Source organism: Enterococcus sp. AZ009 (assembly GCF_050548785.1).
In the GTDB taxonomy this organism is placed as follows: Bacteria; Bacillota; Bacilli; order Lactobacillales; family Enterococcaceae; genus Enterococcus_D; species Enterococcus_D entomosocium.
In genome coordinates this window covers 947,743-973,919 of sequence record NZ_CP172960.1, presented here as the reverse complement: position 1 = coordinate 973,919, position 26,177 = coordinate 947,743, and the positions used below count along the sequence as shown (strand labels likewise).

29 protein-coding genes and 1 pseudogene are annotated in these 26,177 nt (G+C 34.7%); 11 read left to right on the top strand and 19 right to left on the bottom strand.

The genetic code is table 11. From position 1 onward, the window contains the following. Positions 1-101: 101 nt before the first annotated feature. Entirely contained in the window at positions 102-782 is a 681-nt protein-coding gene (locus IGJ74_RS04490; protein WP_430608757.1) for an IS6-like element IS1216 family transposase, read from the top strand. A gap of 305 nt (positions 783-1,087) precedes the next feature. Here the strand turns inward: IGJ74_RS04490 and IGJ74_RS04485 are convergent, their stop codons facing one another. The 3 genes from IGJ74_RS04485 to IGJ74_RS04475 form a co-directional block, all read right to left on the bottom strand. Then, positions 1,088-1,852: an ABC transporter permease gene (locus IGJ74_RS04485; protein ID WP_002337614.1), complete on the bottom strand. Its 765-nt coding sequence runs from the start codon at positions 1,850-1,852 to the stop codon at positions 1,088-1,090. After that, a complete protein-coding gene (locus IGJ74_RS04480) occupies positions 1,849-2,502 on the bottom strand; it encodes an ABC transporter ATP-binding protein (protein WP_002307505.1) in 654 nt (217 codons plus the stop codon). The genes IGJ74_RS04485 and IGJ74_RS04480 overlap by 4 nt, the downstream gene beginning before the upstream one ends. Before the next feature lie 83 nt (positions 2,503-2,585). After that, complete coding sequence (locus IGJ74_RS04475; protein WP_002307506.1) at positions 2,586-3,008, bottom strand: cupin domain-containing protein; 423 nt, start codon at positions 3,006-3,008, stop codon at positions 2,586-2,588. A 908-nt stretch (positions 3,009-3,916) separates the two neighbouring features. Between IGJ74_RS04475 and IGJ74_RS04470 the strand changes: the two genes are divergently transcribed. After that, positions 3,917-4,411: an AAA family ATPase gene (locus IGJ74_RS04470; RefSeq protein WP_002337568.1), complete on the top strand. Its 495-nt coding sequence runs from the start codon at positions 3,917-3,919 to the stop codon at positions 4,409-4,411. A gap of 379 nt (positions 4,412-4,790) precedes the next feature. Here the strand turns inward: IGJ74_RS04470 and IGJ74_RS04465 are convergent, their stop codons facing one another. Then, complete coding sequence (locus IGJ74_RS04465) at positions 4,791-5,147, bottom strand: helix-turn-helix transcriptional regulator (RefSeq protein WP_002337567.1); 357 nt, start codon at positions 5,145-5,147, stop codon at positions 4,791-4,793. Between the two features lie 198 nt (positions 5,148-5,345). Between IGJ74_RS04465 and IGJ74_RS04460 the strand changes: the two genes are divergently transcribed. Beyond that, positions 5,346-5,429, top strand: coding sequence for a type I toxin-antitoxin system Fst family toxin (locus IGJ74_RS04460; protein ID WP_071869432.1), 84 nt, complete (start codon positions 5,346-5,348; stop codon positions 5,427-5,429). A gap of 314 nt (positions 5,430-5,743) precedes the next feature. Here the strand turns inward: IGJ74_RS04460 and IGJ74_RS04455 are convergent, their stop codons facing one another. Then, positions 5,744-5,944 carry an LPXTG cell wall anchor domain-containing protein gene (locus IGJ74_RS04455; protein WP_002337566.1) on the bottom strand — a complete coding sequence of 67 codons (201 nt, stop codon included), beginning with the start codon at positions 5,942-5,944 and terminating at the stop codon, positions 5,744-5,746. A gap of 160 nt (positions 5,945-6,104) precedes the next feature. On the opposite strand from IGJ74_RS04455, the gene IGJ74_RS04450 reads away from it, so the two are divergent. Beyond that, complete coding sequence (locus tag IGJ74_RS04450) at positions 6,105-6,785, top strand: IS6-like element IS1216 family transposase (RefSeq protein ID WP_162985212.1); 681 nt, start codon at positions 6,105-6,107, stop codon at positions 6,783-6,785. Next, positions 6,764-7,090: a transposase gene (locus IGJ74_RS04445; protein WP_374955047.1), complete on the top strand. Its 327-nt coding sequence runs from the start codon at positions 6,764-6,766 to the stop codon at positions 7,088-7,090. Before IGJ74_RS04450 ends, IGJ74_RS04445 begins: the two co-directional genes overlap by 22 nt. 197 nt (positions 7,091-7,287) lie before the next feature. Here the strand turns inward: IGJ74_RS04445 and IGJ74_RS04440 are convergent, their stop codons facing one another. The 6 genes from IGJ74_RS04440 to IGJ74_RS04415 are packed head-to-tail and all read right to left on the bottom strand — an operon-like array spanning position 7,288 to position 12,046. Then, positions 7,288-7,884 carry a YdhK family protein gene (locus IGJ74_RS04440; protein ID WP_002316691.1) on the bottom strand — a complete coding sequence of 199 codons (597 nt, stop codon included), beginning with the start codon at positions 7,882-7,884 and terminating at the stop codon, positions 7,288-7,290. A gap of 20 nt (positions 7,885-7,904) precedes the next feature. Next, complete coding sequence (locus tag IGJ74_RS04435; protein WP_002307659.1) at positions 7,905-8,111, bottom strand: hypothetical protein; 207 nt, start codon at positions 8,109-8,111, stop codon at positions 7,905-7,907. A 14-nt stretch (positions 8,112-8,125) separates the two neighbouring features. After that, positions 8,126-9,520 (bottom strand): ATP-binding protein, encoded by a 1,395-nt coding sequence (locus tag IGJ74_RS04430; protein ID WP_218193610.1) that lies wholly within the window; start codon positions 9,518-9,520, stop codon positions 8,126-8,128. Further along, entirely contained in the window at positions 9,520-10,200 is a 681-nt protein-coding gene (locus IGJ74_RS04425; RefSeq protein ID WP_029486065.1) for a response regulator transcription factor, read from the bottom strand. The genes IGJ74_RS04430 and IGJ74_RS04425 overlap by 1 nt, the downstream gene beginning before the upstream one ends. A 27-nt stretch (positions 10,201-10,227) precedes the next feature. Then, entirely contained in the window at positions 10,228-11,811 is a 1,584-nt protein-coding gene (locus IGJ74_RS04420; RefSeq protein ID WP_430608694.1) for a multicopper oxidase family protein, read from the bottom strand. 10 nt (positions 11,812-11,821) lie between these two features. Continuing rightward, on the bottom strand, positions 11,822-12,046 hold the full coding sequence (locus IGJ74_RS04415) for a heavy-metal-associated domain-containing protein (RefSeq protein WP_002294786.1): 225 nt from the start codon (positions 12,044-12,046) through the stop codon (positions 11,822-11,824). 181 nt (positions 12,047-12,227) lie between these two features. On the opposite strand from IGJ74_RS04415, the pseudogene IGJ74_RS04410 reads away from it, so the two are divergent. Then, a pseudogene (locus IGJ74_RS04410) lies at positions 12,228-12,347 on the top strand (transposase); the annotation flags it as partial. Positions 12,348-12,687: 340 nt separating this feature from the next. On the opposite strand, the gene IGJ74_RS04405 reads toward IGJ74_RS04410, so the two are convergent. The 4 genes from IGJ74_RS04405 to IGJ74_RS04390 are packed head-to-tail and all read right to left on the bottom strand — an operon-like array spanning position 12,688 to position 16,337. Next, positions 12,688-12,897 (bottom strand): heavy-metal-associated domain-containing protein, encoded by a 210-nt coding sequence (locus IGJ74_RS04405; protein WP_002325575.1) that lies wholly within the window; start codon positions 12,895-12,897, stop codon positions 12,688-12,690. A 16-nt stretch (positions 12,898-12,913) separates the two neighbouring features. Further along, positions 12,914-15,358 (bottom strand): heavy metal translocating P-type ATPase, encoded by a 2,445-nt coding sequence (locus IGJ74_RS04400; RefSeq protein WP_029486063.1) that lies wholly within the window; start codon positions 15,356-15,358, stop codon positions 12,914-12,916. Continuing rightward, positions 15,342-15,707, bottom strand: a complete 366-nt coding sequence (locus IGJ74_RS04395) for a BlaI/MecI/CopY family transcriptional regulator (RefSeq protein ID WP_033604469.1) — start codon at positions 15,705-15,707, stop codon at positions 15,342-15,344. Before IGJ74_RS04395 ends, IGJ74_RS04400 begins: the two co-directional genes overlap by 17 nt. A 15-nt stretch (positions 15,708-15,722) precedes the next feature. Beyond that, positions 15,723-16,337 (bottom strand): TIGR01906 family membrane protein, encoded by a 615-nt coding sequence (locus IGJ74_RS04390; protein WP_218193588.1) that lies wholly within the window; start codon positions 16,335-16,337, stop codon positions 15,723-15,725. A 155-nt stretch (positions 16,338-16,492) separates the two neighbouring features. Here IGJ74_RS04390 and lgt point away from each other — a divergent pair, with 155 nt between their 5' ends. From lgt to IGJ74_RS04375, 3 genes are read left to right on the top strand one after another with little or no spacing between them, the layout of a single operon-like run. Further along, complete coding sequence (lgt, locus tag IGJ74_RS04385; protein ID WP_002294779.1) at positions 16,493-17,296, top strand: prolipoprotein diacylglyceryl transferase; 804 nt, start codon at positions 16,493-16,495, stop codon at positions 17,294-17,296. After that, a complete protein-coding gene (locus IGJ74_RS04380; RefSeq protein ID WP_002307648.1) occupies positions 17,280-17,504 on the top strand; it encodes a DUF2933 domain-containing protein in 225 nt (74 codons plus the stop codon). The genes lgt and IGJ74_RS04380 overlap by 17 nt, the downstream gene beginning before the upstream one ends. Next, positions 17,501-17,686, top strand: coding sequence for a DUF2933 domain-containing protein (locus IGJ74_RS04375; protein WP_002307645.1), 186 nt, complete (start codon positions 17,501-17,503; stop codon positions 17,684-17,686). Before IGJ74_RS04380 ends, IGJ74_RS04375 begins: the two co-directional genes overlap by 4 nt. Positions 17,687-18,286: 600 nt before the next feature. Here the strand turns inward: IGJ74_RS04375 and IGJ74_RS04370 are convergent. Then, positions 18,287-19,570, bottom strand: coding sequence for a type II restriction endonuclease (locus IGJ74_RS04370; protein ID WP_218193587.1), 1,284 nt, complete (start codon positions 19,568-19,570; stop codon positions 18,287-18,289). A 201-nt stretch (positions 19,571-19,771) separates the two neighbouring features. Continuing rightward, positions 19,772-20,176 carry a NusG domain II-containing protein gene (locus tag IGJ74_RS04365; RefSeq protein ID WP_002337550.1) on the bottom strand — a complete coding sequence of 135 codons (405 nt, stop codon included), beginning with the start codon at positions 20,174-20,176 and terminating at the stop codon, positions 19,772-19,774. A 272-nt stretch (positions 20,177-20,448) separates the two neighbouring features. On the opposite strand from IGJ74_RS04365, the gene IGJ74_RS04360 reads away from it, so the two are divergent. Together IGJ74_RS04360 and IGJ74_RS04355 are read left to right on the top strand one after the other, a co-directional pair. Further along, positions 20,449-21,816, top strand: a complete 1,368-nt coding sequence (locus tag IGJ74_RS04360; protein ID WP_002337549.1) for a peptidoglycan DD-metalloendopeptidase family protein — start codon at positions 20,449-20,451, stop codon at positions 21,814-21,816. 2 nt (positions 21,817-21,818) lie between these two features. Beyond that, on the top strand, positions 21,819-22,508 hold the full coding sequence (locus IGJ74_RS04355; RefSeq protein WP_002337548.1) for a class A sortase: 690 nt from the start codon (positions 21,819-21,821) through the stop codon (positions 22,506-22,508). A gap of 1,114 nt (positions 22,509-23,622) precedes the next feature. Here the strand turns inward: IGJ74_RS04355 and IGJ74_RS04350 are convergent. Then, positions 23,623-23,901 (bottom strand): adenylate kinase family protein, encoded by a 279-nt coding sequence (locus IGJ74_RS04350; protein WP_002337547.1) that lies wholly within the window; start codon positions 23,899-23,901, stop codon positions 23,623-23,625. A 131-nt stretch (positions 23,902-24,032) separates the two neighbouring features. Next, entirely contained in the window at positions 24,033-26,165 is a 2,133-nt protein-coding gene (tcrB, locus tag IGJ74_RS04345; RefSeq protein WP_430608693.1) for a copper-translocating P-type ATPase TcrB, read from the bottom strand. Between the last annotated feature and the right edge of the window lie 12 nt (positions 26,166-26,177).

The following is a 26,177-nucleotide window of genomic DNA, read 5'->3' as shown; positions in this document are numbered from 1 at the left end:
TTTTGAATATTCATAATACTTTAAAGGGTTCTGTTGCAAAGTTTTCTGATAAACTGATTTTAAGGTAAAATGAATGGAAAAGATAGCTTGGAGGAATCAAGATAGATCATTTTAAAGGCAAGCAATTTCAGCAGGATGTGATTATTGTAGCCGTGGGCTACTATCTTCGTTATAACCTTAGCTATCGTGAAGTTCAAGAAATCTTATATGATCGTGGCATTAACGTTTCTCATACGACGATTTATCGTTGGGTGCAAGAATATGGCAAACTACTCTATCAAATTTGGAAAAAGAAAAATAAAAAATCCTTTTATTCATGGAAAATGGATGAAACGTACATCAAAATTAAAGGAAAATGGCATTATTTGTATCGAGCCATCGATGCAGATGGTTTAACCTTGGATATTTGGTTACGTAAAAAACGGGACACACAAGCAGCCTATGCTTTTCTTAAGCGGTTAGTGAAGCAGTTTGATGAACCGAAGGTTGTAGTCACAGATAAAGCCCCCTCTATTACAAGTGCCTTTAAGAAACTAAAAGAATACGGCTTTTATCAAGGGACAGAACATCGTACCATTAAATACCTGAATAATTTGATTGAACAAGACCATCGTCCAGTAAAGAGACGCAATAAATTCTATCGAAGTTTACGCACTGCCTCTACCACGATTAAAGGCATGGAAGACATTCTAGGATTATATAAGAAAACCCGAAAAGAAGGCACTCTCTTCGGGTTTTCGGTCTGTACTGAAATCAAGATATTATTGGGAATCCCAGCTTAAATCATAGATACCGTAAGGGATTTTATTCTTTATTTAAAACTTTGCAACAGAACCGTTCGTCGAAAGTTCTCATTGGTTGAGGATAGGCATGTTCAAAACAATCAGTCCGATATCCTTTTAATCCAGTTGCTGCACTATATAAAAAATTTCATCATAGTTTCGCCCTAGTCGTTCCAAAGATTCGATGACAAAAATATCCTTCTTCCTTAAAAAATGAAGTTCTTTTTGCAATTATTCTCGTGAGGTCTTCTTTTAACTACATAAAATTGTAACCACTGGTTTTAAGAGTAGTGTATCATCCCAAATCATATAATTAATTGACTGCGATTGTTATAAAACTCACGGTAAGCCATATAACTAGCAATAAACGAAGAAATCGCAGTAACTGAAATCAACATAAACATCACAACAATTTGGTAACGAATCGCTTGAACAGGATCAATTCCCGCAAAAACCAACCCTGACATCATACCTGGTAGGCTGACAAGTCCAACCGTTTTTGTTTGGTCAATTGAAGGAGCCATGCCCGTTTTGACGCTTTCTCTTACAATACTCATGGACGCTTGTTTTTTATTGGCTCCCAATGCCAATTTTTCCAATACCTGTTGGCGTTGGTCCGTAAATTTTGAATTCAAAGACCGATAGGTCACTCCAATCGCAGTCATGGCGTTGCTGGCAATCATGCCTGTAATTGGAACGATTTGGGAAGGGGACCAGTCAATGACTCCTGAAAAAACAAGAATGAGTAAGGACAAGGCTGTTCCTACTCCAATAGCCGTCGTTGAAATTTTAAAAGAGCGGTTGATCCCCTCACTGCGTGTATGGGCGTTATAAGAAGCGTTGAACACAATGAACAAAACCATCGCTAAAGTGAGAAAGTTGTTATCCACTCGTAATACGTAGCTCAATACATATCCAATAAGGAATAATTGAACGACAGCGCGAATTCCCGCAATAAAAATGTCGTTTCCTAATCCCAATTTCTCTTTGTAATCAATCAACAAGGCAACTATCAAGAGGACAGAGGATAAAAGCAAAGAAAGATTACTGATTTCTAAATTGTTTGTCATTTCGATTCCTCCATTTTTCCACCTTTGATAGTAATCAGACGAGAAGCTTGGTCGATTTCTTCCTGGTTGTGAGTGACGGCCAACACCGTAGTTTGTTGGTCTTTCATCATGTCTCGGACTAAATCAAGGACAATCGCTCTGTTTTCTTGGTCCAATGAACTGGTAACTTCATCCAGGAGCAACACTTTCGGTTGATACATCAAATTTCGGACCAATGCAACCCGTTGTTTTTCCCCTCCTGATAGTTCCTTGACCTCTTTCGATAAGTAAGTTTCAGGTATTTGAACTCGTTCTAACAATTTTTTTGCACGTTCCCGATCAAATCCTTCTTCTCTTATGCGGGCAGGAAAAGACAAGTTCTCTTGAACTGTCTCATCGAATAGAGAAGCGTTTTGAAAGAAATAAGAGACTTCTTTTCTATACTCCACAGGATCGATTTTTTGCAGATCCGTACCTCGATAATAAATTTTTCCGGAAGTTGGGGAAAGCAGCGTACCAATTAATTTCAAAAGGGTACTTTTTCCACTTCCAGAAGGACCAGAAAAAACAATCACTTCCCCTTTGTTTACTGTAAAAGAGATATCTTGAAGGATTTGGTTTCCGTTTGCCTGAAAACCAACCTTCTCTAATTGAAACAATGAATCACTCATACCACTTCTCTCCTTTATAAAAAAGCCCTGCACCAGTGGACCATCCATACGGGTGCAGGGCTTTTGTTTCATCCTAGTGTACCTCAGTGTTCGTTTGGATCGTTTTTGGCGTCTTCATGAGTAGGGTGAACCGTTCCTTCAAGGTGATCTGGACCAGCATAAATGGTATACAGTCTGAGCGGCTTATCACCGGTGTTTTCGATGTTGTGCCACATGTCCGCCGGAACAAATACGGCGTCATCATCCATCACTTTTTGTTGAACATGTAAGTTATCTTTAGAAGGCCCCATTTTACACACGCCTTCTCCTTCTTCAATACGGATAAATTGGTCAATGCCTTCGTGCACTTCCAAACCGATGTCATCGCCCGGTTGAATGGACATTACGGTGACTTGCAATTTACTGCCTGTCCAAATGGTCGTCCGGTAATTATCATTTCCTGTGGTGGCGTCTTCAATATTAATGATATACGGCTTCTTCCCATGATCCTTGTAGTCTATTTCCATCTTCCATTCCTCCTAGTCTTTGTACTGAAACAATGATACCTACTTCTTATTTATAATAATTCTAATTAATGGTACCACATCTAAAATTCTATGCAAAAAAATTGGCTTTTTGGAGAGCGATTCTAAACAAAGACCATATAATGCGCAATTACAATTGGTACCCCTTAATCCTCAGCACATAAAGGAAAAAATATGGAATCAAAAAATAACCGATATGTACTCTGGTTATGACTTGAATCAGGGAGAATTTCAGAGACGACACATCGTACTTTTTTAGTTTGCACTTGTAAACTAACTAGCGTACATTAAGTTTATGCTCACTATCAAGCGTTGTCAATCCTTTAGACTCTTATCAATTTCGAAAGAAAGTAGCAAGGTTATTGATTGTGACTGTAAAAGTGGGGTGTTCCTATAAGCACATTAAACTATCTTCTCTAATTTATCATGCTATTTAAATTCTGTTTTTTCATGAGAATTTTTGTCCAAAATTTGTTAAAATGATTTTAAAAAATACTTACATGCACAATCCCCAAAAGACACTAATGTCATTTCAGTCAAAAAAGATACCGCAGAAAATTTCCACCTGAGATTCAATACGATATTACTCTCTTGACAGCCAGCTTAATTCCTTAGTTGAATAGATTATTAAAGTGCACAAAAAAAACAATGCGGCGTTTGTTATATTTTCTGGTATAAGCGACGGTGCTATAAACTTTTTTGCAGATTAAAAATCATATGAATTTAACTCCAGTAATAAGAGATTAAGTGCCAATGCATAAATGGAGGCATGTCCAGCACTATGCGAATGCTAAAACATCAATAGTACAGGAAATCATGAAAAGAGTGAATAGTAATAATGCTTAAGGAGAGTGTCATGTTTTCTTGGTTTGTTATAGGAGGTTATATCAATGAAAAATACAGTAGATAATTTGTCGAAAAGTAAAGTTATTTTAATGTGCGGCCCTGCGGGAGCAGGTAAATCAACACTAGCAAAAAAATTTGAAAGTACCGGGATGACAATACTATCTTATGATGAAGAATCATTCAAACGAGGTTTGAATGAACATCCTTTACCTCAGGAGGTTTTAGAAGATATTAAAACCTATCTTGATGAAAAACTAATTTCACTTATCATGCAAAACATTGATATTGTTCTCGATTATTCATTTTGGTCTAGAGAAATGAGAAATGAATATATTTCATTATTAAAGAAATACGACATAGAACCCAAAATCTATTATATAAAGACACCTAAGGAAGTTGTTATGGAACGTATTCGAAAAAGAAACGGAAATCATCAAAATGATATCATATTGACGGAGCAAACAGCTTCCACTTATTATGATCATTTTCAACCCCCAACTGATGAAGAAGGTGAAGTTATAGTAGTCGAGGGATATTAATATTGTGGTTTTAGGCATGGAAATTGTACTAGATGATAAGTTTTGTCAAATTTTTTGAAAGATATACTTCCAACAAGGGGATACCAGCTTCAGGTGATATCATTATTGTCATCTCAGAGCAGGGGGTAGTATTGATTCAGCCGGAAGAATAAGTGGCGATGCAATGAAGACGATGAATGCATTATTGAAATTACAGGAAAAAAACTTACTGAAATACGTTATGTTTATTCTTTTGACAACTCTACTCAATCATGATTATGCAATTAGACACGTTATTTTTTATCATGAATGGATATGTTCCCGTCTACCGATGGTGCTAAAAACGCAGTGAATATGTTTCCGAGAACGAACATACTCAAATGACATTCATTCTGTCCTCTCAAGCCACATCGAGTTGGTGGGATTGATAACAAGGGTGGAAAAGTAGAGGCTGGAAATGGCTTGATATAGCGGTATTTTGAGGATTTTGGAGAGTTGAGATTATTTCTTCTTCCATTTCTAAATCCAATGTTACTTGTTCTGATTCTGGTTCTGTTGGCTCATTTGGGATTAAATCCACTACTAGCGTTGAGTTAGTTAACTTTGCAATTTGTTCTAGTGTTTTTATGGTTGGATCTGATTTTCCTGATTCTATTCGTGAATAATTTGATCTACTCATTTCTAATTCTTGGGAGAATTTTTCTTTTGATTTGGTACCTCTCATCTTTTTTAAGTTTTCTCTAAATGCTAGTTCCAAGTTTCTCCCCCCTGTTTATGTAAATATTTTGCACGTTTTCCATTTAATTATATCGTTACACCTTGTAAATCACAAGTGATTAATCACAAATCACTTGTGATTAGTGATTTTAGCTTTTATCTTAATTTATCAACTGTTTAGAATATTAAGTATGCTATACTAATTAACGGCAACTTGCCCCGTAAGGGGGTGCTATTCATGGAACAAATTATCTCGTTAGTTATCGCACCACTTTTAGTGGGTCTAATAATCACATTAGTTGATCATTGGTTAGATGATTAGACGATAGCAAGCAAGTTGCTGTCTAACTCACACGCTTGTATTCGCAACAAGTGCAAAGAAAAGCCCGACCTACTCGCAATAGGTTGGGCTTTTGTGCTATTCATTAGAACTTATCTCGTTTCGCACATTCATTATAGCATGATTTCAAAATGAAGCCAAGTTGCTGATTCTATCTGTTGTTATTGGTGTTGCCTAGAACGATTCTAAGCACATGTTTAATTTTAAAGTGGGCAATTTTATCTTTAAAATGTCCTACAATGATTCAATAAAAGCATGGCTGCTAGTGAAACTTGCGACCATGCTTTTAAATTTACTTAAATTCTCTTTTTAAAAATGATTCCTGATCCTAATACCATTAATGAACCTAGGACAGACAATGCAATATTTGCTGTTTCACCTGTTTTTGGTAAAACTTTCATTTTTCCGTCTAAACCTTTAACTGTAACTGTTCCGTCTTTTTGAACGTCTGCTCCAATTTCTTTAGCTTCAACTTTTTTTGTTGTTCCTATATTCAAAAATCATTTGACGATTAATTATTTTTTAGGTAGCGTATGTTTCAATAAACCAATTGAGTCTATCGTTAATAAGCTAAATAATCAGCGGTTCTGTTGCAAAGTTTTAAATCTACTATCAAATAAGGTAGAATAATAGAAAAAGATAGCAGGAGGAATGACGATGAATCCTTTTAAAGGAAAGCAATTTCAGCAGGATGTGATTATTGTAGCCGTGGGCTACTATCTTCGTTATAACCTTAGCTATCGTGAAGTTCAAGAAATCTTATATGATCGTGGCATTAACGTTTCTCATACGACGATTTATCGTTGGGTGCAAGAATATGGCAAACTACTCTATCAAATTTGGAAAAAGAAAAATAAAAAATCCTTTTATTCATGGAAAATGGATGAAACGTACATCAAAATTAAAGGAAAATGGCATTATTTGTATCGAGCCATCGATGCAGATGGTTTAACCTTGGATATTTGGTTACGTAAAAAACGGGACACACAAGCAGCCTATGCTTTTCTTAAGCGGTTAGTGAAGCAGTTTGATGAACCGAAGGTTGTAGTCACAGATAAAGCCCCCTCTATTACAAGTGCCTTTAAGAAACTAAAAGAATACGGCTTTTATCAAGGGACAGAACATCGTACCATTAAATACCTGAATAATTTGATTGAACAAGACCATCGTCCAGTAAAGAGACGCAATAAATTCTATCGAAGTTTACGCACTGCCTCTACCACGATTAAAGGCATGGAAGACATTCTAGGATTATATAAGAAAACCCGAAAAGAAGGCACTCTCTTCGGGTTTTCGGTCTGTACTGAAATCAAGGTATTATTGGGAATCCCAGCTTAAATCATAGATACCGTAAGGGATTTTATTCTTTATTTAAAACTTTGCAACAGAACCGCTTAGATCAATGCCTTCCACAATGGTTTTGTAAGAAGCTGACGTTTTTAAATAAATACAAATTAGGGATTCAATATGCTTTAAAACCCAGGTATAGTAATGGTGCATTGGAAAGAACAAATAATAAGATAAAAGTGATAAAACGAGTAGCCTACGGCTATCGAAATTTCCACAACTTTCGAGCAAGAATTTATCTCATTCAAGGCTTGATCTTCCAAGTAAAACAAAAACCAGTTAAGCACTCTGCCTAACTGGTTATGACTAAATTTTCAGTTGTCTCTCTACCAGCACTAAATGTCGAAGAGCCAAAAATCTGAGCCAGAATGAGGTTCGTTCTGACCCAGATTTGATTTTGCACAACTCATCAGTCCTTATTAACAAAGAGCTCATCTTCCTCATGTTGAGAATACGAAGGCCATGTACCAGCTTATTGGTTTAGTATATAAAATTACTCATTATTTTCGTCATATTCCATCTCATCTTCAGTTACCCACATATGATTCTTAACTTCTTCTTGACCATCGGTTGGAGTGTAATTAACAACGTAAACAGTTCCTGTAATAGATTTATCTACTTTTGCTTCAGCTCCCATCATCCCATCCATGTGATCGGCATTCAAGATAACAGTATCGCCCTCATTTGCTACAGTCTCAGTATCTTTTAACTCTTCTTGTACTACCCATCGATGATTGTTAACCATTGGTCCCCCAGTTTTTGGCTCATAGCTTACTTCATACATTGTAGTATCAAAGGCCCCTACAACTTGAGCATTTGCACCTTTCATCCCTTCCATATGATCGCCTAGCAGTATAACATTACTTCCCACCGGGAATTTAGGGTTTGCAGCATCTTTCATTGAAGAAGGAACCATACCTTCGTGATTCATTCCCTCCATACTATTCATTTCACTAGACGCTGTAGAAGTCGATTCCTCGTTTGTGCTTTTAGAATTATTCGATTCACTTTGATTGCTACACGCTCCTAAAAATACAATAATTCCAAGACTTGCAAATACTAATTTTGTCATCTTTTTCACTGTCTTCATCCTCCTTTAATTAATCACATTTAGGTCATCTCATAAATTTGTAATCCAAAAACTTCTTTTTTAATTGTAGCTATTGATAAGTCCTTCTTAGAAAAGATTACTACAGAATTTGATAAGATATCTAAATGAACTTTTTCGACACTATCTATCGAAATCAGTTGAAAAAATATTTTTTTTGCCCAACATTCACATACTAGTTTAGCAATTTTTATCTGTTTTTGAAACAAATAACTCTCCTCCTTTATTGAAATGGTAACTTTATAACAAATTTAGTTCCTAGACCTAATTTACTTTTTACAGTTATACTACCTTTATGCGCTTCAATAACGCTCTTTACAATAGCTAATCCGATACCTTGCCCCCCTAAAGCTCTACTTCTGGAGGGGTCAGCCATATAAAATCTATCAAAAATATGAAGTTGCTGATCTTTTTCTATACCGATGCCGTTGTCTTCAACAATTAAAAGAACATGGTCTTTATTTTTACTTATAGAAAACTTAATGGTTCCCTCCTTTTGCGTAAATTTAATAGCATTATTCAAAAGATTGATAACAACTTGGTTCATTTTATCTTTATCTGCAGATATATTGATGTTATCCCCTTGGATTTCAACATGAAGGTTTTTTGACTCAATTTTGCTGGCGAAATTTTCAATAACGGATTCAATCAACTTATATATGTTAAACTCAGTTTTATTTAAATGATCATATTTTGCTTCAATTTTGTTGATTACTTCTATATTTCCAATTAAACGAGTTAGACGATCTATTTCATCATAACAAGATTGTAGGCGCTCGGGAGTTATTTTCCAGACTCCGTCAATCATTCCTTCCACATTGCCTTTAAGGGTAGCTAATGGAGTTCTTAATTCATGTGAAATATCAGTAGTTAATCTTTTTCGAAGTCCATGCTGTTTCTCCAACTGACTACTTAAATCATTTAGGGAATCAATCAAGGAATTAATTTCAATAATTGAAGTTTCTTGTGGGATTTTATCAGCATATTCCCCACGGGTTAATTTATGTGTAAAGTCGCTTACATGCTTTAGTGGTAATCCTAATCTAGCAGAGATCCACGAAGCAAGTATAAATGATACAAGAAGAGCTGCAATAGCAACATACATTAAACTTTGTTTCATACTAGAGATAAACAAGGCATCGTGCTCAGTATAAGCAAAAGGTCCGAAATAATAAAACGTTACTTTTCCAAACTCGTTTCCATCATTAATTAACTTCTTTTTCGCTTCTATTGTTTCGTCTAGTTTCACACTTTTTTTCTCGGAAACTTTCAAGGCATTTTTTTTCAGTTTGTCCTGTGCTGACTTCAAATTTTTTCCTTTAAGTTCCCAAACCATGTTGCCTTGTTCGTCTTCTATAGAAAAATAAATATTATTTTCTAATGCTTTCTCAGAAAGTGCTGCAAGTTCCTCGCTGTTCCATGTTTCTCCACTATTTAACCACAATAAATCAATTGTATATACATACTGATTCAACAAATCTTCTTGTCGCTCTTCTACGTATTTACTAAAATGATTGTTCGTCAAACTTAATGCGACTAAACTAATCGATCCTATTATTAATGTTGCGATTGCTAAAAAGGAAAGAACTAATTGAGTTTTTATCGTTCTTTTTCTCATTAGTGGCTACCAAATCTATATCCTGTACCATGGACTGTCAAAATATACATAGGTGATTTAGCATCATTCTCAATTTTATGTCTTAAGTTTTTTATATGAGAATCGATGCTCCTATCTAGTCCATCAAATTCTATTCCCTTAACTTTCTCTATCAAATCACTACGAGAAAAGACTTTATTAGGTGTGGATATTAGGGCGTGTAGAATATCAAATTCAGTTGTTGTGAGGTTTAATTCCACTTGATGTAGATAAACTTGGCGACTTTCAGGATATACTATCAATTCCCCATTACTTGAAGAAAGCTTATTAGGATTTGATAAGGTCTCAGTTCTGCGCAATACAGTTTGTATTCTCGCAACTAATTCTTTGGGACTAAATGGTTTAATCATATAGTCATCGGCACCTAACTTGAGACCAGTAAGAATATCATCCTCATCAGATTTAGCTGTTAACATTATAATTGGTACATTTGATACTTCTCTGATTTTTCTACACACAGTCAATCCATCAGTATCCGGAAGCATTAAATCTAACACAACTAAATCAGGATTATTTTTCTCGAACTTTTCCAATGCCATTGCGCCACTTATTGCTTTATAAACTGAATAATGATTAGCAACTAGATAGGCATCAATAATTTCCAAAATTTTTTCTTCATCGTCCACAATAAGAATTTTCATAGACAATCATCCTTCTTAAATTATTTTCTATTTAATTTCCATTTGTCCCATCATTCCATACTCTTCATGTTCTAATATATGACAATGATACATGAAAATACCTTCACGGTCGAATTTCACAAGAAGTTCTACTGTTTCATCCGGATTTACCAGCACAGTATCTTTCCATCCTTGCTCGTTTAGTGCGGGCTGATTTCCATCTCTAGATAAAATTTGAAACTGAACACCATGGATATGTAACGGATGAATCATGCCTCCCATCATACTACTAATATTGTTAACTTCCCAAATCTCTTGAGTACCTAATTTTTTATATAAATCTATTCTTTCCATATCAAATTGCTTATTGTTGATGTTTACCATGTGAGACATTCCTCTTAAATTAATACTTTGTCTTGCTAAATCTTCCAATTTCTTTTCATCTAAAGTACTAATAGTATTTAGACTATCAGAGGGAGTAAACTCTTTGTTTTCTATCGTATTCTCAATTCTCATTGTCAAGGCAACCAAATTATTTGCTAGTAAATGAATTACCTCACCTTTTTTATAATTCTGAGTATCCACTAATATTTCTGCCCTTTCCCCGGGGGCTAAAAGTAGTTTACTAAGTTTAACAGAAGTATTCAGAAAACCACCATCTGTAGCAATTTGGTAGAATGATTCATCTTTATCCAAAGTAAAAGTGAAGTTTCTTGAATTAGATCCATTAACAATTCTATACCTCATCCATCGGTTTTTTATCTCAATATATGGATTGATAGTGCCATTAGTAAGCAACGTCTCCCCTTTTGTTCCATCAGAGTTAAAATCATTTTCATAGTTAATTTGATTAGTGGAGCTGAAAGATTTATCTTGCACAATCAAGGGAATGTCGTCGACACCATATTTGGAAGGTAAATCTAATGATTTTGAGTTGTCATCATCAATATACATCAAACCTGCTAAACCCTTATAAACTTGAGATGCTGTTTCTCCTTCCGGATGGGGATGAAACCAGAGTGTAGAAGCTTCTTGATCAACCTCGAATGTTACACTTTTTTTCTGTCCTGCTTCTATAATCTGATGTGGACCTCCATCTGCATCAGAAGCTACTTTCAAACCGTGCCAATGAAAAGATGTGCTAGCATCAAGATTATTGGTTGTATTGATAGTAACTTTTTGACCTTTTTTCAGTCTAATAACTGGTCCTAAAAAATCCCCGTTATAGCCTAATGTTTCAGTTTTTTCTCCATCCATTATTTGAACTTCTCCGTTTTGAGCAACTATATCATATATCACATTTTCTTTGCTTTTTGAAGATGGTTCAAGAACAGGGGGAATCAATAGTTGTCTCTCCGTTTGGTGTACTACCTTCAAATCAGCTTCTTGATTATCCCCCATCATATTGGACATTCTACTTGAGATTTGTCGTTGTTCTTCTTGAAAGACAACTTCAGCATGCTCCTCCTTGTTCTGCTGTTGAATCAATATGAAAACACCGCCTAGGGTCAACATTGATATTGTTGCTGCTAACCAAATATATTTATTATTCTTCAACCCATCATCTCCCATATCTATTATGTAGTTACCATAAAAAAAATATGTGGAGATTTTGTGTTGATTCCCCCACATATACTTATACTTATATAGATATATCCCTAGTTACAGTATACTTTGTATTTTTTAGTAGTTGATTTAAGAATGTTAAAGTTAATTTTGAATCAGCATCGAAAGTAACTGTACCTCTAGCCAAATCAACTATTTTTACACTGACTGTTGGCTCTGCTTCCAAAGCATTTCTTACTTTTGATGCACACCTTGAGCAATTCATTCCGTCAATAACCACTATTTGCAAATATTTCATCATAAAATTCCTTCTTTCTTAAAAAAGTCGCCTATATTGGATTTACTAATCTAATCAATCTTTTAAGAATTGTCTTACAAGTATCATAAGGAAAATTTATGGAGAAACCATGTATAGAGTTTGTTTTAGAGCTTTTAAATATAGGATAGATACAGATTGATTTGTTTAGTGTATGATTGCATATCATGTACATATATCGCTAAGTATCGCGCCCAAAACATAGGTTTCGAGTTTCATGAATATCCTAACAGGTAGAAGTGCTATGATGATATTCGATAAGCATCCTAATATGAAATATAAGTTTAGAACTGCTATTTTGGATAGTTCTTCCTCCTATTCAAATAAATAATTGTTCTACATAAGAATTTCACAATCCTCTCTACCCTCCTCTACTACCAAGTGAAAATCCATTTCAACTAATACCAAAAACCTACATTGGGATTCCAAAGGATTTTTGAGTTCAAAAAAACATGAAATGCCTCTCAGAAATCCGTCCATTGGATTCAACATATACTTATGCACAAAAAGCAGTGAATAAATTTAAAAAACTGGTTTTTCTATATATCTCAATTTGAAAAAAGTAGAATATAGAGGAACTTTCTTACCATAAGAATTCACATATTTAATGTGATGATTCACCAAACTTATAATGCCTTATAATTCGTATTTTTCAACAATTGATTAATAACGCTAATTGATAAATCTGTCTTTGTTGCAATAGTTACTAAACCTTCTTCGAGATTTACTTTCCTAACAGAAATTGAGGGATTCTTTTCTAATGCATACTTAATTTCTCCGGCGCATCCTAGACAAGCCATTCCACTAATAAATAAGGTCTGTAAATGTTCAGTCATAAGACAATCACCTTTCCTATTTGACTTTGAAGTTTTTTAAGCGAAGTGAATTTAAAAGTACTGTTATTGAGCTAAAACTCATAGCAACGCCTGCAATTAACGGGCTTAATAAAGGCCCCCAAAAAATGTTCAAAACACCCATCGCTATTGGAACACTTAACATGTTATAAGCAAATGCCCAGTACAAATTTGACTTTATATTCCAAATTGTTTTTTTGCTTAAATCGATCGTGGACATTAGCAATTGCAGATCGTCGTTCATCAATATTATATCCGCAGATTCCATCGCTATATCAGTACCAGAACCCATCACAAAACCTATATCCGCTTGAGCGAGGGCAAGTGCATCGTTTATCCCATTACCTACCATTGCAACCCTATGTTCTTTTGACTGCAACATTTTAACATAATAGGCCTTTTCTTGAGGTAATACCTCACTAATAACGTTGGTGATCCCAACTTGATTAGCTATTGCCTGTGCAGTAAGTTTATTATCACCCGTGAGCATAACCACATTGAGGCCAAGTTTATTCAACTTTTGAATTGCTAATGCACTTGCTGGCTTTATAGTGTCTTCAATCGCAATTATTCCGAGAAAGATACGATCATTTGCAATATACACTGGTGTCTTTCCTTTAGATGCTAAATTATCTGAAATTAACTTAAATTTACTAATGTCTATATTCAACTGCTTAAAGAACTCTTCATTTCCTAAACTTACTTCGGTACCTTTCAATATAGCATTAATGCCCAATCCAGAGAAAGATTCGAATATACTAGGTTCAACCAGATCAATCCCCACGATTTCGGCTTCTTTTACAATTGCCTCCCCAAGCGGATGCTCGGATGCTTTTTCAGCAGAGGCCGCTAAAAACAAGAGAAAGTTTCTATCCATATTTTCTGCAAGTATTATATCTGTTACCACAGGTTTTCCTTTTGTAATCGTACCAGTTTTATCGAATAATATTGTTTTTACGTGATGAGTTGTTTCTAAAGCTTCACCACTTTTAATTAAAATACCATTTTCAGCGCCTTTTCCCATACCGACCATAATAGCTGTCCGTGTAGCTAAACCGAATGCACAAGGACATGTTATAACTAAAACTGAAATTAAGACTGAGAATGAAAACGAAATACTTTGTCCAGATAGCACCCAAAGTAGACTAGATCCAATCGCAACTAGAATAATGATATATACAAAGTAACTTGAAATGATATCAGCCAGTTTTTCGATTGGAGCTTTCGAAGATTGTGCATCATCCACTAGTTTGCTTATTTGAGCTAAAGTGGTGTCTTTACCAATATGAGTTGTTTCATATCTTATTACGCCATTTTTATTTTTACTGGGTCCTATTACTCGGTCATTAGCTTTCTTTTCAACAGGAAGATTTTCACCTGTAGGCATAGATTCATCAACTAAAGACTTACCACTTATTACAATACCATCCAGTGGCAAACGCTCTCCTGGTTTTGCTATGATCACATCTCCTACTAAAACTGATTCAATAGGAACAGTCTGTTCCTTATTATGTCTGATAGTTTTCGCTGTTTTGGGAGTCATCCTCATTAATTTTTGTATTGCTTCAGATGTCTTATCTTTCGTCACCAACTCTAGGTATTTCTCTAGTCTGATTAACGTTAATATCACTGCTGATGCTCCAAAGTAGAGCTCTTTTGTATAGAGATAATTTCCGAATATAATCTGTATTGTTGCAAAGGTGCCGTATAAAAAAGCAATACTTGTACCTAAAGCAATTAATGTATCCATATTCGGATGTTTTTTCATGAGTGCGGAAAATCCAGTTTTATAATAGTCTTTATTGGCCAATATAACCGGAGTGGTAAATATCAATTGCGTCAGCGAAAAAAAACTAGGGTTTGTCGTAGAATCAATTATTTCAAATAGGGGTAACTCAAGTATATTTGCACTAGCAACATATAGAACAGGAATTGTAAATAGCATTGACGTGATAAATCTTCGCCTTAGCTTCTGTTGCTCTTGTTCTTTTGTTTTATAAATTACTTGTTCCTCCTCTTCAGAAAGAGCATATAGCTGATATCCAAGAGTTTTGACAACATCACTTATTTTTGCAACCGCTGAAGGGTCAGTTGATATTACCGAGAGTTTTTCTGCTTCAAAATTTACGTTGGCATATTTGACATAAGTCATTGATTTAACTACATTTTCAATTTTGTTAGCGCAGGACACACAAGTCATTCCACTTATTCCAAATACCTTTATCTCAGTTTTTTTTCGAATCTCAGCGTCATAACCAATGTCTTGAATAGCTGTTATAACTGTATGATTAGACAAAACACCTTCATCATATTCCAATTTTAGAACCTCAGTTGTTAAGTTAACTTTAGCGAAATATACTCCATCCAACTCATGAATTTTTTTCTCTATTGTTGTTGCGCAAACTGCACAAGTCATTCCATAAAGATTATATTTTGAAATCATTGAATTCCTCCGTGTCAGAACGTTTAACCAATCCGTTTAAATAGTAGCTTACTTCTGAGATACAACCTTCATCCATTCCAGAAAGTAACCTTTGTATTTCGGTTTCTAAAAATTCTTGCTTCTTAATCAGTGAAGTGTAGTATCTTTGGTTTTTTGAAGTGTTAAACGTGATCACATTTTTATCTAACAACCTTCTTATTAACGTTTTTGTTGTGGAGGGATGCCAACTATTACGCTCTTGCATTCCATGTGTTATTAAACCACATGTTACCGGTTCATATCTCCAGATAAACTTTAAAACATCTAACTCTGAATTCGATACCTGTATTTTGCGTTCGACCAAGACCATCCCTCCTTAGGCTATTCATAAAGTACGTTCTTCTTTATTAAACAAATGATGAATTGTTGTCAAAGTAGAAACACTTATAGTTACAATTAATAAAAAGCATAAAAAGAAAAATGTTTCCGGTAAAAAACTGATAATTGGATCTGTACGATAGTCAAACATCCAATCATCATTGTCAAAAAATACTTGATGAAAAAGCACAAATGCTTTATCAAAAAACAGAAGTGCCATTACACAGACTGATATTATCATCCACTTGATTAAACTAGTGATTTCTCTGACTTGATCACGCGTTACTAATTTTTTCCTGTTTAGGTATAAAGGAACGCTACTCGTAGAAAGAAGCAATGAATAGTTAAGCTGGAACAAAAATTTAACATCTTTAAAATGGTTTATACCGCGATCTGAGACGTATAGATTATCAAAAACCAATTCTTTTTGAAAAGGATTATTTAAATAGCCCATTAAATTTTTAAAATCTTGATTAACTTGAGATCTACTCCAGTTTTGAAAATTTATATCGCTTTGAAAGAATAAATTGATTTTGAGCAAACCAGGGAAGTTGATTGTCAATGTAATCGCGAGGGATACAGCAAAGACAAAAAATAATAGAAATAGCATGCTTTTTTTCATTAAATTAATATTTATATTAGATCACTCCTTTTAATATAATGATAAAAAAACTTGTGTAGAAAATGTGTACTAATGTATCTGTCAAAAAGTCTACATAAAATTTCCATAATAGCCTGCTATAGTCAAAACAAGTTCATTAGGAAGGAGGGAAGAATTTGAGAGAACCCTACGACAGAGTATTTATTTCGTTTGGTCCATTTACTATTTATTGGTATGCCATTTTCATAGTGTTTGGGATCATAATCGGATATTTTGTTGCTAATAGAAGAGCAAAGCGTGCGGCATTGCCTGAGGATACAATTGTTGATCTGTTGTTATATGGATTGCCAGTTTCTATTATATCGGCCAGATTATACTATGTACTTTTTGAATTACCTTTGTACATTGATGATCCTTTAAGTATCTTAAAAATTTGGGAAGGTGGTCTAGCAATACATGGTGGATTAATTGGTGCTGTATTGACAGGGGTTATTTATTGCAAGAAGAAAAATCTTTCTTTTTGGAATGTTGCTGACGTAGTTGCTCCCAGTATAGTAATTGGACAAATCATTGGACGATGGGGAAATTTTATGAATCAAGAGGCCTATGGAGAAATTGTAGACATAGAGTTCCTGCAATCTCTGAAACTCCCATCTTTCATAATTGATCAAATGTATATTGATGGGGCCTACCATCATCCGACTTTTTTATATGAGTCTTTATGGAATATAGGAGTACTCATTATTTTGCTTCTGGTGTCTAGAAATAGAATGTTCTTTGGGCAAATATTTTTAATTTATGTTTCACTATATTCCGTCGGGAGATTCTGGATTGAAGGATTACGGACCGACAGTTTAATGCTAACAGCAAACTTGAGAATGGCTCAAGTCCTGTCCATAGTCCTATTAATTGGCTCTATATTAACTTACATCTATCTCAAAAAATCTAAGGAGGAAGATTTACATGGAAGCATTACTTAATCTCTTACCACTACTATTACTACTAATTTGCCCTATCTCAATGATGTTTATGCATAAAGGGCACGGACATGCTGGGCATCATCATATGCATGGAGAAGATCATTCAAAACACACTGGTTCCGAAAATGATATAGCAAGTTTAAAAATCCAAACTGAGCAATTAAAAGAAGAAGTTGCTACTCTAAAGAACTTAGTTAAGGAGCGATGACAATGCAGTGGTTATTACTTTTATTATGTCCGATAATGATGATATTTATGATGAGGGGTATGCACTCAGGATCGCATAATGAAAAAGATGACGAACAATTGAAACAGGATCTTGAAAATTTAAAAGAGCAAAATGATATCTTAAGTAGTGAACTAAGCGATTTGAAATCACGGTTAAAATAAGTTAAAGGAGTGTGATTTATATTTCACACTCCTTTAAAATTCACTAAATTCATGGTTCAGAATAGAATTGATTCTCTCAAAATATTTAGTCTAACTTTACTCTTTATAAAACGAATAAGGCATGCGTGGTTTATAATCTTTCTTTATGTATTTCTGACACCAAAGAAAATGATCCTCATCATTCCATCCACTCGTTGCATTCCACCAAGAGTACATAACATTCCCTGGTGTATGGGGTAGTCCATACACCAGGGGATTCTAGAAGTAAGATTTATTGTTTCTTTTTTAAGTGCAAATAAAACCATTATCTTCGATGAATATAAGGAAAATACCTTTTTAGATAACATTTCTAGGTTATGAATAGATAGTATTCACTCTATCCGCAATTTTCTTCAACGAAAAGTTACTAAAATGGAAGCATGGGCAGCATTAATATGATGATTTTCTTCTAGACGTTGCTAAGACATTCAATAGCAATGAGCGCCATTATAAATGTGGAAGCTACTCGTAAAAAAAGGGAAGATTGATTTCCAATTCTGCCCAAATGCTTATTTATACTACAATTAACCGTATTAATTTCAACTTCTTTGTCCAGAATAACTACCGAACTAGTTCACCACTTGGATAATGAGATATCGGGGCTAAAATTGTAAAATCTTTGCCAAATTTCTTCATAAAATTAGCATGTTTCTCTAAATCTGTAAATAGAATGTATCGTAAGTGATCATGCAAATTTTGATTACGCATATAATGTGGTCTATTAAATTGTGCTCGTATCTCCTCTTCACGTTGATCTGGTGAGACAATATACATCATCAAATTTTCTTGATGAATCGAATACAAATCATCCATTCGATTCATCCCAGAAATTATTGACGTCGATTTTTCAACCTCAAAAGCACATATCGGTTCCCCATTTTTTGAAAACCAAATAACATCAATCAAACCAATCGTCCTACTTAACGGATTTGGTAATTGATAGATTGTTTCTGGTAATAGAGGTATAGACACATCTCCTAAGCGATTCCCATCTACAATTCTATTATGATCGTTTGAGGCAATCCAAGCATGATAACCTATCTCATTACCTAAAGTAGCTAAGATATATTGGATTTTTTGGTGCACATTTTTGCCATCCTCTTTTTCCAACTTCTGTTTTATTAATTTCTGTGTGTTACTTTCTGAAATTCTGACATACTCTTCTTCATTTTCGCGAACAATATAATTTAGTTTCCCAATATCAAATAAAAAAGCTGAGATAGCACCCAAATCTTTCGAAAAAAGTCCTCCTAAGCAGTTGAGTTCAATCATACCATCACGGAGTTTAAAATAGTCCTCCCATTTACCTAAGCGAATTTTCGAGCCCGTAAGATAATTATATCCATTTACAATAGCTGTGTTAAAAGGAGGGAAAATGGTAGGTTCTAGAAAATATAAAATGTTTGCGACAGCTGGACCAAGCCCTCTGATTTTCTTTTCTGCTAGAATATTTATAGTAAATAACATTTTAATTTCTTGATTAGCTTTAAGAATTTGATCAAGACAAAGTGAAAAAGCTAACTGATTTTCCCTATTTTCATAAATATCCGGAATTCTCAATTTAGGTTTCCACATAAATGCATGCTTGGCTCCTTTAAAAATTTCTGTTTGTTCTGCAATTACATTCATTATGTCCTCTAGGGCTGAATTTTTAAAATCTGTTGGGAACGTTCCGTTATTGACATGTTTGATAAGTACTTGTACGTATTTCCTAACTTTTTTAAACGCTTTCAAACGTTTTTCACTTTTGATAAACCAAGTTTGATACAGTAAATTTTCGCGTAATTTATATTGATTAAACACATCTGTTAAATAAGTATTATCCACTGTAATGATAACCACCATCCCTATTAATATCAATTATTAATATTTTTATAACCTAGTCATCTCTAATAAAACGTGCTACATGCAACATTCCTAATATAATCAATTATAACGATAGTAGTTACTTTGGCCTGATATCTATGACTTTTCTTATTAAAAGTCTAGTTCGGCTCCATTCTGTAATCAATGTAAATGTAGGATTTGTATTATTTATTAGTCATACTAATAAATTAATGGATTCTCTTCTATTCCTAAAATTTCAACAATCAATTTATGAGGTAAACATATACTCATTTCCCCTGGTCTACTAATCCAGCCTGTACGAACAGCAATTTGATCAGGACTATTATCTTCTTTTACCCTAATTTTCCCTGGAGCTACTTCAATAATATTGTATTTCCCTTTTTGAGGATAATATGTTTTTTCTAAAGACTCACTAACTTGTGATAAGTTAAATTTGTCTACGACTTCTCCATCTATTTTAACAACTGCAATTACATCTTTACTTTCTCTATTATTTTCATTTTTATTAGTATCAAATAGTAAATATGGTAAAAATGATGCCATAATGACTCCAATAATAATGAGATAGTCCCAAGGTTTCGTAAGTCTCAATATTTTATCCACTAAATTCGTTCTCCTATATTAACTTTTGATATCATACTTTACAGTTGTGTGAATTTTATGTAGATATGTTTCTACTCCACAAAATCTCCATAAGTTTTAGTTATTTTAAATCTGTCTATTAAATTGAAATGTAGCATATGGATCCTATTACTTTTTGTATAGTAATTCCAATTTCAGTTCCTAATAGAACCTGTAATACACATAAAAATAGAGAGGAGAATATTTGTAAAATATTTCTTCACAATTAAAAATAAGGGAAGTGAAAAATCAATTTGAAAAAAATAATTATATCTACCTCGGTCATTGTGTTTTCGCTATTTTTTAGTAATAGTATATTAGTTAAAGCGCAGACTATTGAGGAAAAAATTAAAGAAAAAAATGATAAAATTGAAACGATTGTGAAAGATCAAAAATCAGCTAAAATTTATCTTACTGATTTAGATAACAAAATAACTCAGCTAGAAAATGAATATCAAAAAGTGCTAAAGGAAAAAAACACATCTGAGAAAAAACTTACCGAAATTAATCAAAAAATTACTACTCTTGAGAAAAAAATACACCTTAGAAATAAACTTATCGAAGAACAAGCTCGGAATGCACAAGTAAATCAAAAAAGTGACTCTATAATATCTGTCATGGTAAACGCTGAATCATTATCAGATGCAGTCACAGCAGCCTTTGGTATGACTAAGCTTATTTCTGCTAGTAATGAGATTATGCAGGCTCAGATAGATGATAAAGAAAGTTTAGATGAATTAAAAAAAGAAGCTGAGAAAAAAGTTATAGATGCGGAAAAGGAAACTCGCTCTCTCGAAGAGAAAGAAAAAAATCTTATAGAAGCTAAATTGAATCAAAGTATAAAAATTAATGAGATATCCGCTTCTTTGGCGACAGAGCAATCCGAGAAAGAAAAATTTGAAAATCAAAAACAAGAAGCAGAAAAAAGAAGGGAAGAGGAACTTAAAGCCCTAGCAGAGGAAAAGAAAAAAGAAGCAGAAGCTGCGGCTATTTTAAAAGCTCAAGAGGAAGAATCTGCATCTATTATAAAAGATCAGAAAAACGAAGTATCACAAATAGATGGTAACGAAGACATAGGAACAGATCAAGGAAATACTGATACGCAGGAAGAAAAACAGATCACAAATGAAACTTCGGATAAAGAATCTAACTCAGTTAATCAAGATGAGTACCAAGACAACAATAATTCTTCCAATAATAATCAGGTTCAAAGCCCTAGTTCTTCTGGTTGGGGCGCACCCGTAGCCAACATTATTGTCACAAGTCCATTTGGCGGAAGATCTGATCCTACTGGATTCTCTGGATCTTTTCACGATGGTATAGATATGGGTGGAACTTCGTCAACGCCTATCATGGCATCTAGATCAGGAACTGTAGTGCAGGCATCCTTTGATGGATCCGCAGGTAATTACATTATTATTGATCACGGAGATGGCTACTACTCATATTACCTTCACCTAAGTAATTTTATTGCTACACTGGGCCAATCAGTGAGTGCTGGCCAGACCATTGGCACCATGGGGACTACAGGAAATTCAACTGGAGTTCATTTACATTTTGGAATAGCGACTAGCTCAAATTGGTCTGGATTCGTAGATCCTGCTCCATTTCTAGGAATCTAAAAATGATAAAAAGAATCAAGCGTATTTTTTTAAATTTACTTTTAATTACCATTTTTCTTATAGGCTTAGTTTTAATATTTAATTTTCAAATTCGATCTTACTTACTGAATAAACAAGTTCAACAATATGACATAGCAAATTATTCAAAGAAAGATTTGGAAGACAATCTGAAAAGGAAAGGAAACTTTGACTTTGATTCTGTTGAATCTATTTCAAATGAGTTAGTATTAAAAGCACAATTTAAAAATAGTGATTTACCTATAATAGGTGGTATCGCTATACCTGATGTAAAATTATCTTTACCCATATACAAAGGCTTAGACAATATTTCACTACTTTCTGGGGCTGGTACAATGAAATCAAATCAGCAGATGGGAGAACGAAATTATGCTTTAGCAAGCCATAGTGCTAAAGATAAAACTATATTATTTTCTCCATTAGAGTTTATTTCTCTAAAAGAAAAAATATATGTAACAGACTTAAAGAATATTTATATTTACCAAGTGTCTTTGAAAGAAAAAGTGGATCCATCAAAAGTAGAAGTCATTGATGATATTCCTAATAAAGAAATGATCACTCTTGTTACATGCGGGGATTTGGAAGCTGTAACGAGATTGATTGTACAAGGCACACTGATCGATACAGTTGAATTTAAGAATGCTAATCAATATATCCAATCTTTATTTAGCTAATATAAAAAGTCTTATCAGTCCTGACAGATTACGAGTAGTACTTTTTATCAAAGAAAGAAGGTGCTTTCTAAATTCAAATTGTTTTATGGTCATAATAAATTAAATAGGGAAACGAACGCGATTATAAGTTCGTTTCCCTATTTTTTATGAGTGTCTTTAATCTAATTGAAAAGAGCCCTTTTTGATCCAACCTCAAGAAAATTTTGAAAAAATCTTACTATGGAGCTAACTAGTAACGCACCCTATTTAATCAATTAGGAATTTGCTCATCTCCCCCTTGTCATTCTATAGTTTCTAGGGAAGATTCAGACTGTGATTTTCCTAAGGAATATCCTCGTAATGACCGCAAGTAGCAATATTAATAATTGATTCCAAAACCATAAAGCAAAATTTATTTCCTACACTACTAGCAAATAACCTAGAATCACTGACCAAAAAAATTCAGCTGATTAGTATTTTCTTCATTTCCCATAAACCTAAGTCTAGAGCCCGTGCCATTAAATAGATACATAGGAAACTAAAAAGAAACGCATGCCATAGATTAAACATTCTCGACGAGTAATCTGCTTTGAGAGAAAGAAAGTCGGTACCACTACAAGTGATTGTATGTCACTATATATATGCGGATAAACTGATTTTGTTGTATTAACAAAGGTTCGATTAAAATAAACTCCGTTAAAAATCTTTGCTAAGAATTTAGTAAAAAAAGTTGATTCTATCGTTTGAACAGTGTTTCGAATCCCTTACGTCAAGTAGAACAATGTGGGGAGAATAAGTGCAGCCGTCATTAATAACGCTAATAGTGCATAAACAGTAAGTTTTAGCAGCATTCGACTAAATTCCGCAATTCGAAGATGCCTTCGATACCCCACAGCAAAAAAGAATAGAACTGAAAAAAAGTAACCATATATGCAATATAAAAATTCGAAACAATCAACAGAAAAATTCACACAATGTACCGCTTCAGCAGAATGTTCTTTTCAATGAAAAAGTGGATCTCGTCAATAATGAATGGTAAAAGAAAAAAGCATCCAGCCAAATAACATTTAAAAAATAGCCAGCCATTATACCAGAAAACATATAATTCAAAGCTTGCAACAAAGCAATACCTGGCTTATTGCTGAAGGGTACGTGGGTAACCATCTAGAACAAAGCCATTTTCAACATCTTTTGCTTGTAAGCGACTCTTAACCAATGAGATTATCCACTCATCTGGAACTAGCTCTCCTTTATTCATATATTCTTGCACTCTGAGTCCGAATGTATCTTTCTCCTTGGTTGCTTCTCGTAACATTTCACCAGTTGAAATAGCCGTCAGGTGGTACTCCTCTGCGATTCTTTTAGCTTGGGTGCCTTTCCCAGCACCAGGTAACCCTAAAAGGACCAGCCTCATAATTTTTCCTCCTTATAAACTAAAAAAGGAAGAGATGATTTTTTAAATTATTTCATCTCTTCCTTTCCTGTGAAACTATTGTATTTTTACACGATAAGGTCATTCAATTATTTCATGTGCCAAATAACTGTTTATTTTGGCTCTAATTTCAATGTCATAGCATTGATGGCAACAATTACAGTCGAAAGTGACATCAAGACGGCACCGACTGCTGGAGTTAATGTTATGCCAATTGGTGCTAGTATTCCTGCAGCTATTGGGATCGCGATAAAGTTATACCCTGCTCCCCAAACAAGATTTTCTTTCATCTTACGTGTGGTCTTCTGAGCCAACTCGATAAAGGATTCAATGTCGCCAGGGTCTGACTGTGTCAAGATGACATCGGCTGAATCCAATGCTACTTGAGTTCCGGCACCAACAGCTATACCAACGTCTGCTAATGCAAGAGAAGGTGCATCGTTGACCCCGTCACCGACCATGATAACTTTCTTTCCTTCTGCTTTAAGTTTTTCAATTAATTCATATTTGTCTTGAGGAGATTGATTAGCTAGATAATCAATACCTAAAATTTCTGCAGCTCCTTGAGCCGCTTTTTCATTGTCACCCGTTGCCATAATCGGCTGAATCTTGTTCTTTTTAAGGGCTTGTATTAAGTCTTTACTTGTCGGTTTTAATTCATCCCCTAAAGCTACAGCACCGATTGCTTGGTCGTTTTCTACTAAGACACTGAGGGTTGCTCCTTTTGGAATATCCATATCCAGATTACGTCCATATGATTTTTGACTGATTAATTGATAACGATGTCCGTTAGCTTGACCTTCTACACCAGCGCCAGAAATAACATCAATCGAATCAAAACTTACTGGACGTATCCCTTGCTGTTCTGCGTAACTAATAATTGACTGAGCGATAGGGTGACTAGATCCACCTTCGATACCTGACAATAAGGCAACGATTTCATCTTTCGTATATTTATCATTAAAGAGTTCAACATCTAATACTTTAAACTCACCAGTTGTTAAAGTTCCCGTTTTATCTAAAACTATAACATCTGCTTTTGTAGTCAACTCCAAAGCGTCCCGGTCTTTCACTAATAATCCCCGACTGGCCCCTAAGCTGGTACTACGAGCAGTCACCAATGGAATAGCCAGACCCAGGGCATGCGGACAAGCAATAACTAATGTGGTGACTGTAAAAATAACTGCCGTTGGTACATCAGCTATAACCATCCATATGACAAGGGCAATAAGCGCTACAATAACCGCAATATAAAAGAGCCATCCTGCAACTTTTTGTGCAAGATTTTCTGCTCGAGAAGATTGGCCTTGAGCTTGACTGATTAATGCCTGAACCTGAGAAATGAAGGACTTATCGCCCGTCTGCTTTATTTCCACATAGAGGACTCCGCCACCATTGGTTGATCCACCGATGACCTCATCTCCGGGATTTTTTTCAATTGGTTTCGATTCCCCAGTCACAAGCGCTTCGTTTACACGTGATTCTCCGCGAATAATGATACCATCAGCTGGAACATTTTCTCCTGCTTGAACACGGATAACATCTCCAATCTGAAGTTCAGACACAGGACGAGTCTCAATCGAATCGTCTTCTAAAACAACATGAGCATCTTTCGGCACCAACTCAGCCAATGCTTTTTGCGCGTCCCCTGCTTCACCCAATGCCTTCATTTCAATCCAGTGTCCTAATAACATGATTAAAATTAACGTTGTAAACTCAAAGAAGAAGTCCATGACATGTTCTCCGGTCACATATCGAGCGGCCACTGCGTAAACACTATAGGCATAAGAAACCGTTATTCCCAAAGTAATCAAGGACATCATGCCTGGAGCTTTTGAATTAAACTCATCTTTCGCACCCATGTAGAATGGTTTTCCGCCATAAATGTATAGAATTGTTGCCAATACAGCCGCTACAACGTCTGCATAAGGAAAAATAATTTGGAAAGGCAACTGAATATCCATCATAGGAGTAATGAGTAAGATTGCAATTCCTAATGGGAGTGACTTCAAGAAAATCTCCTTAAAGCTACCGTGATGGTGGTGGGCATGCCCTCCCATTGCGCCATGATCCATTTCACTGTGATTCATCTTGCTGTGATCCATCTGACTATGGTCCATCTTGCTGTGATCCATCTGACTATGGTCCATCTTGCTGTGATCCATCTGACTATGGTCCATCTTGCTGTGATCCATGGCGCCGTGATTATGATGACTATGTGACGAATGTTTTTTGTTATTACTCATTTTTAATTCCTC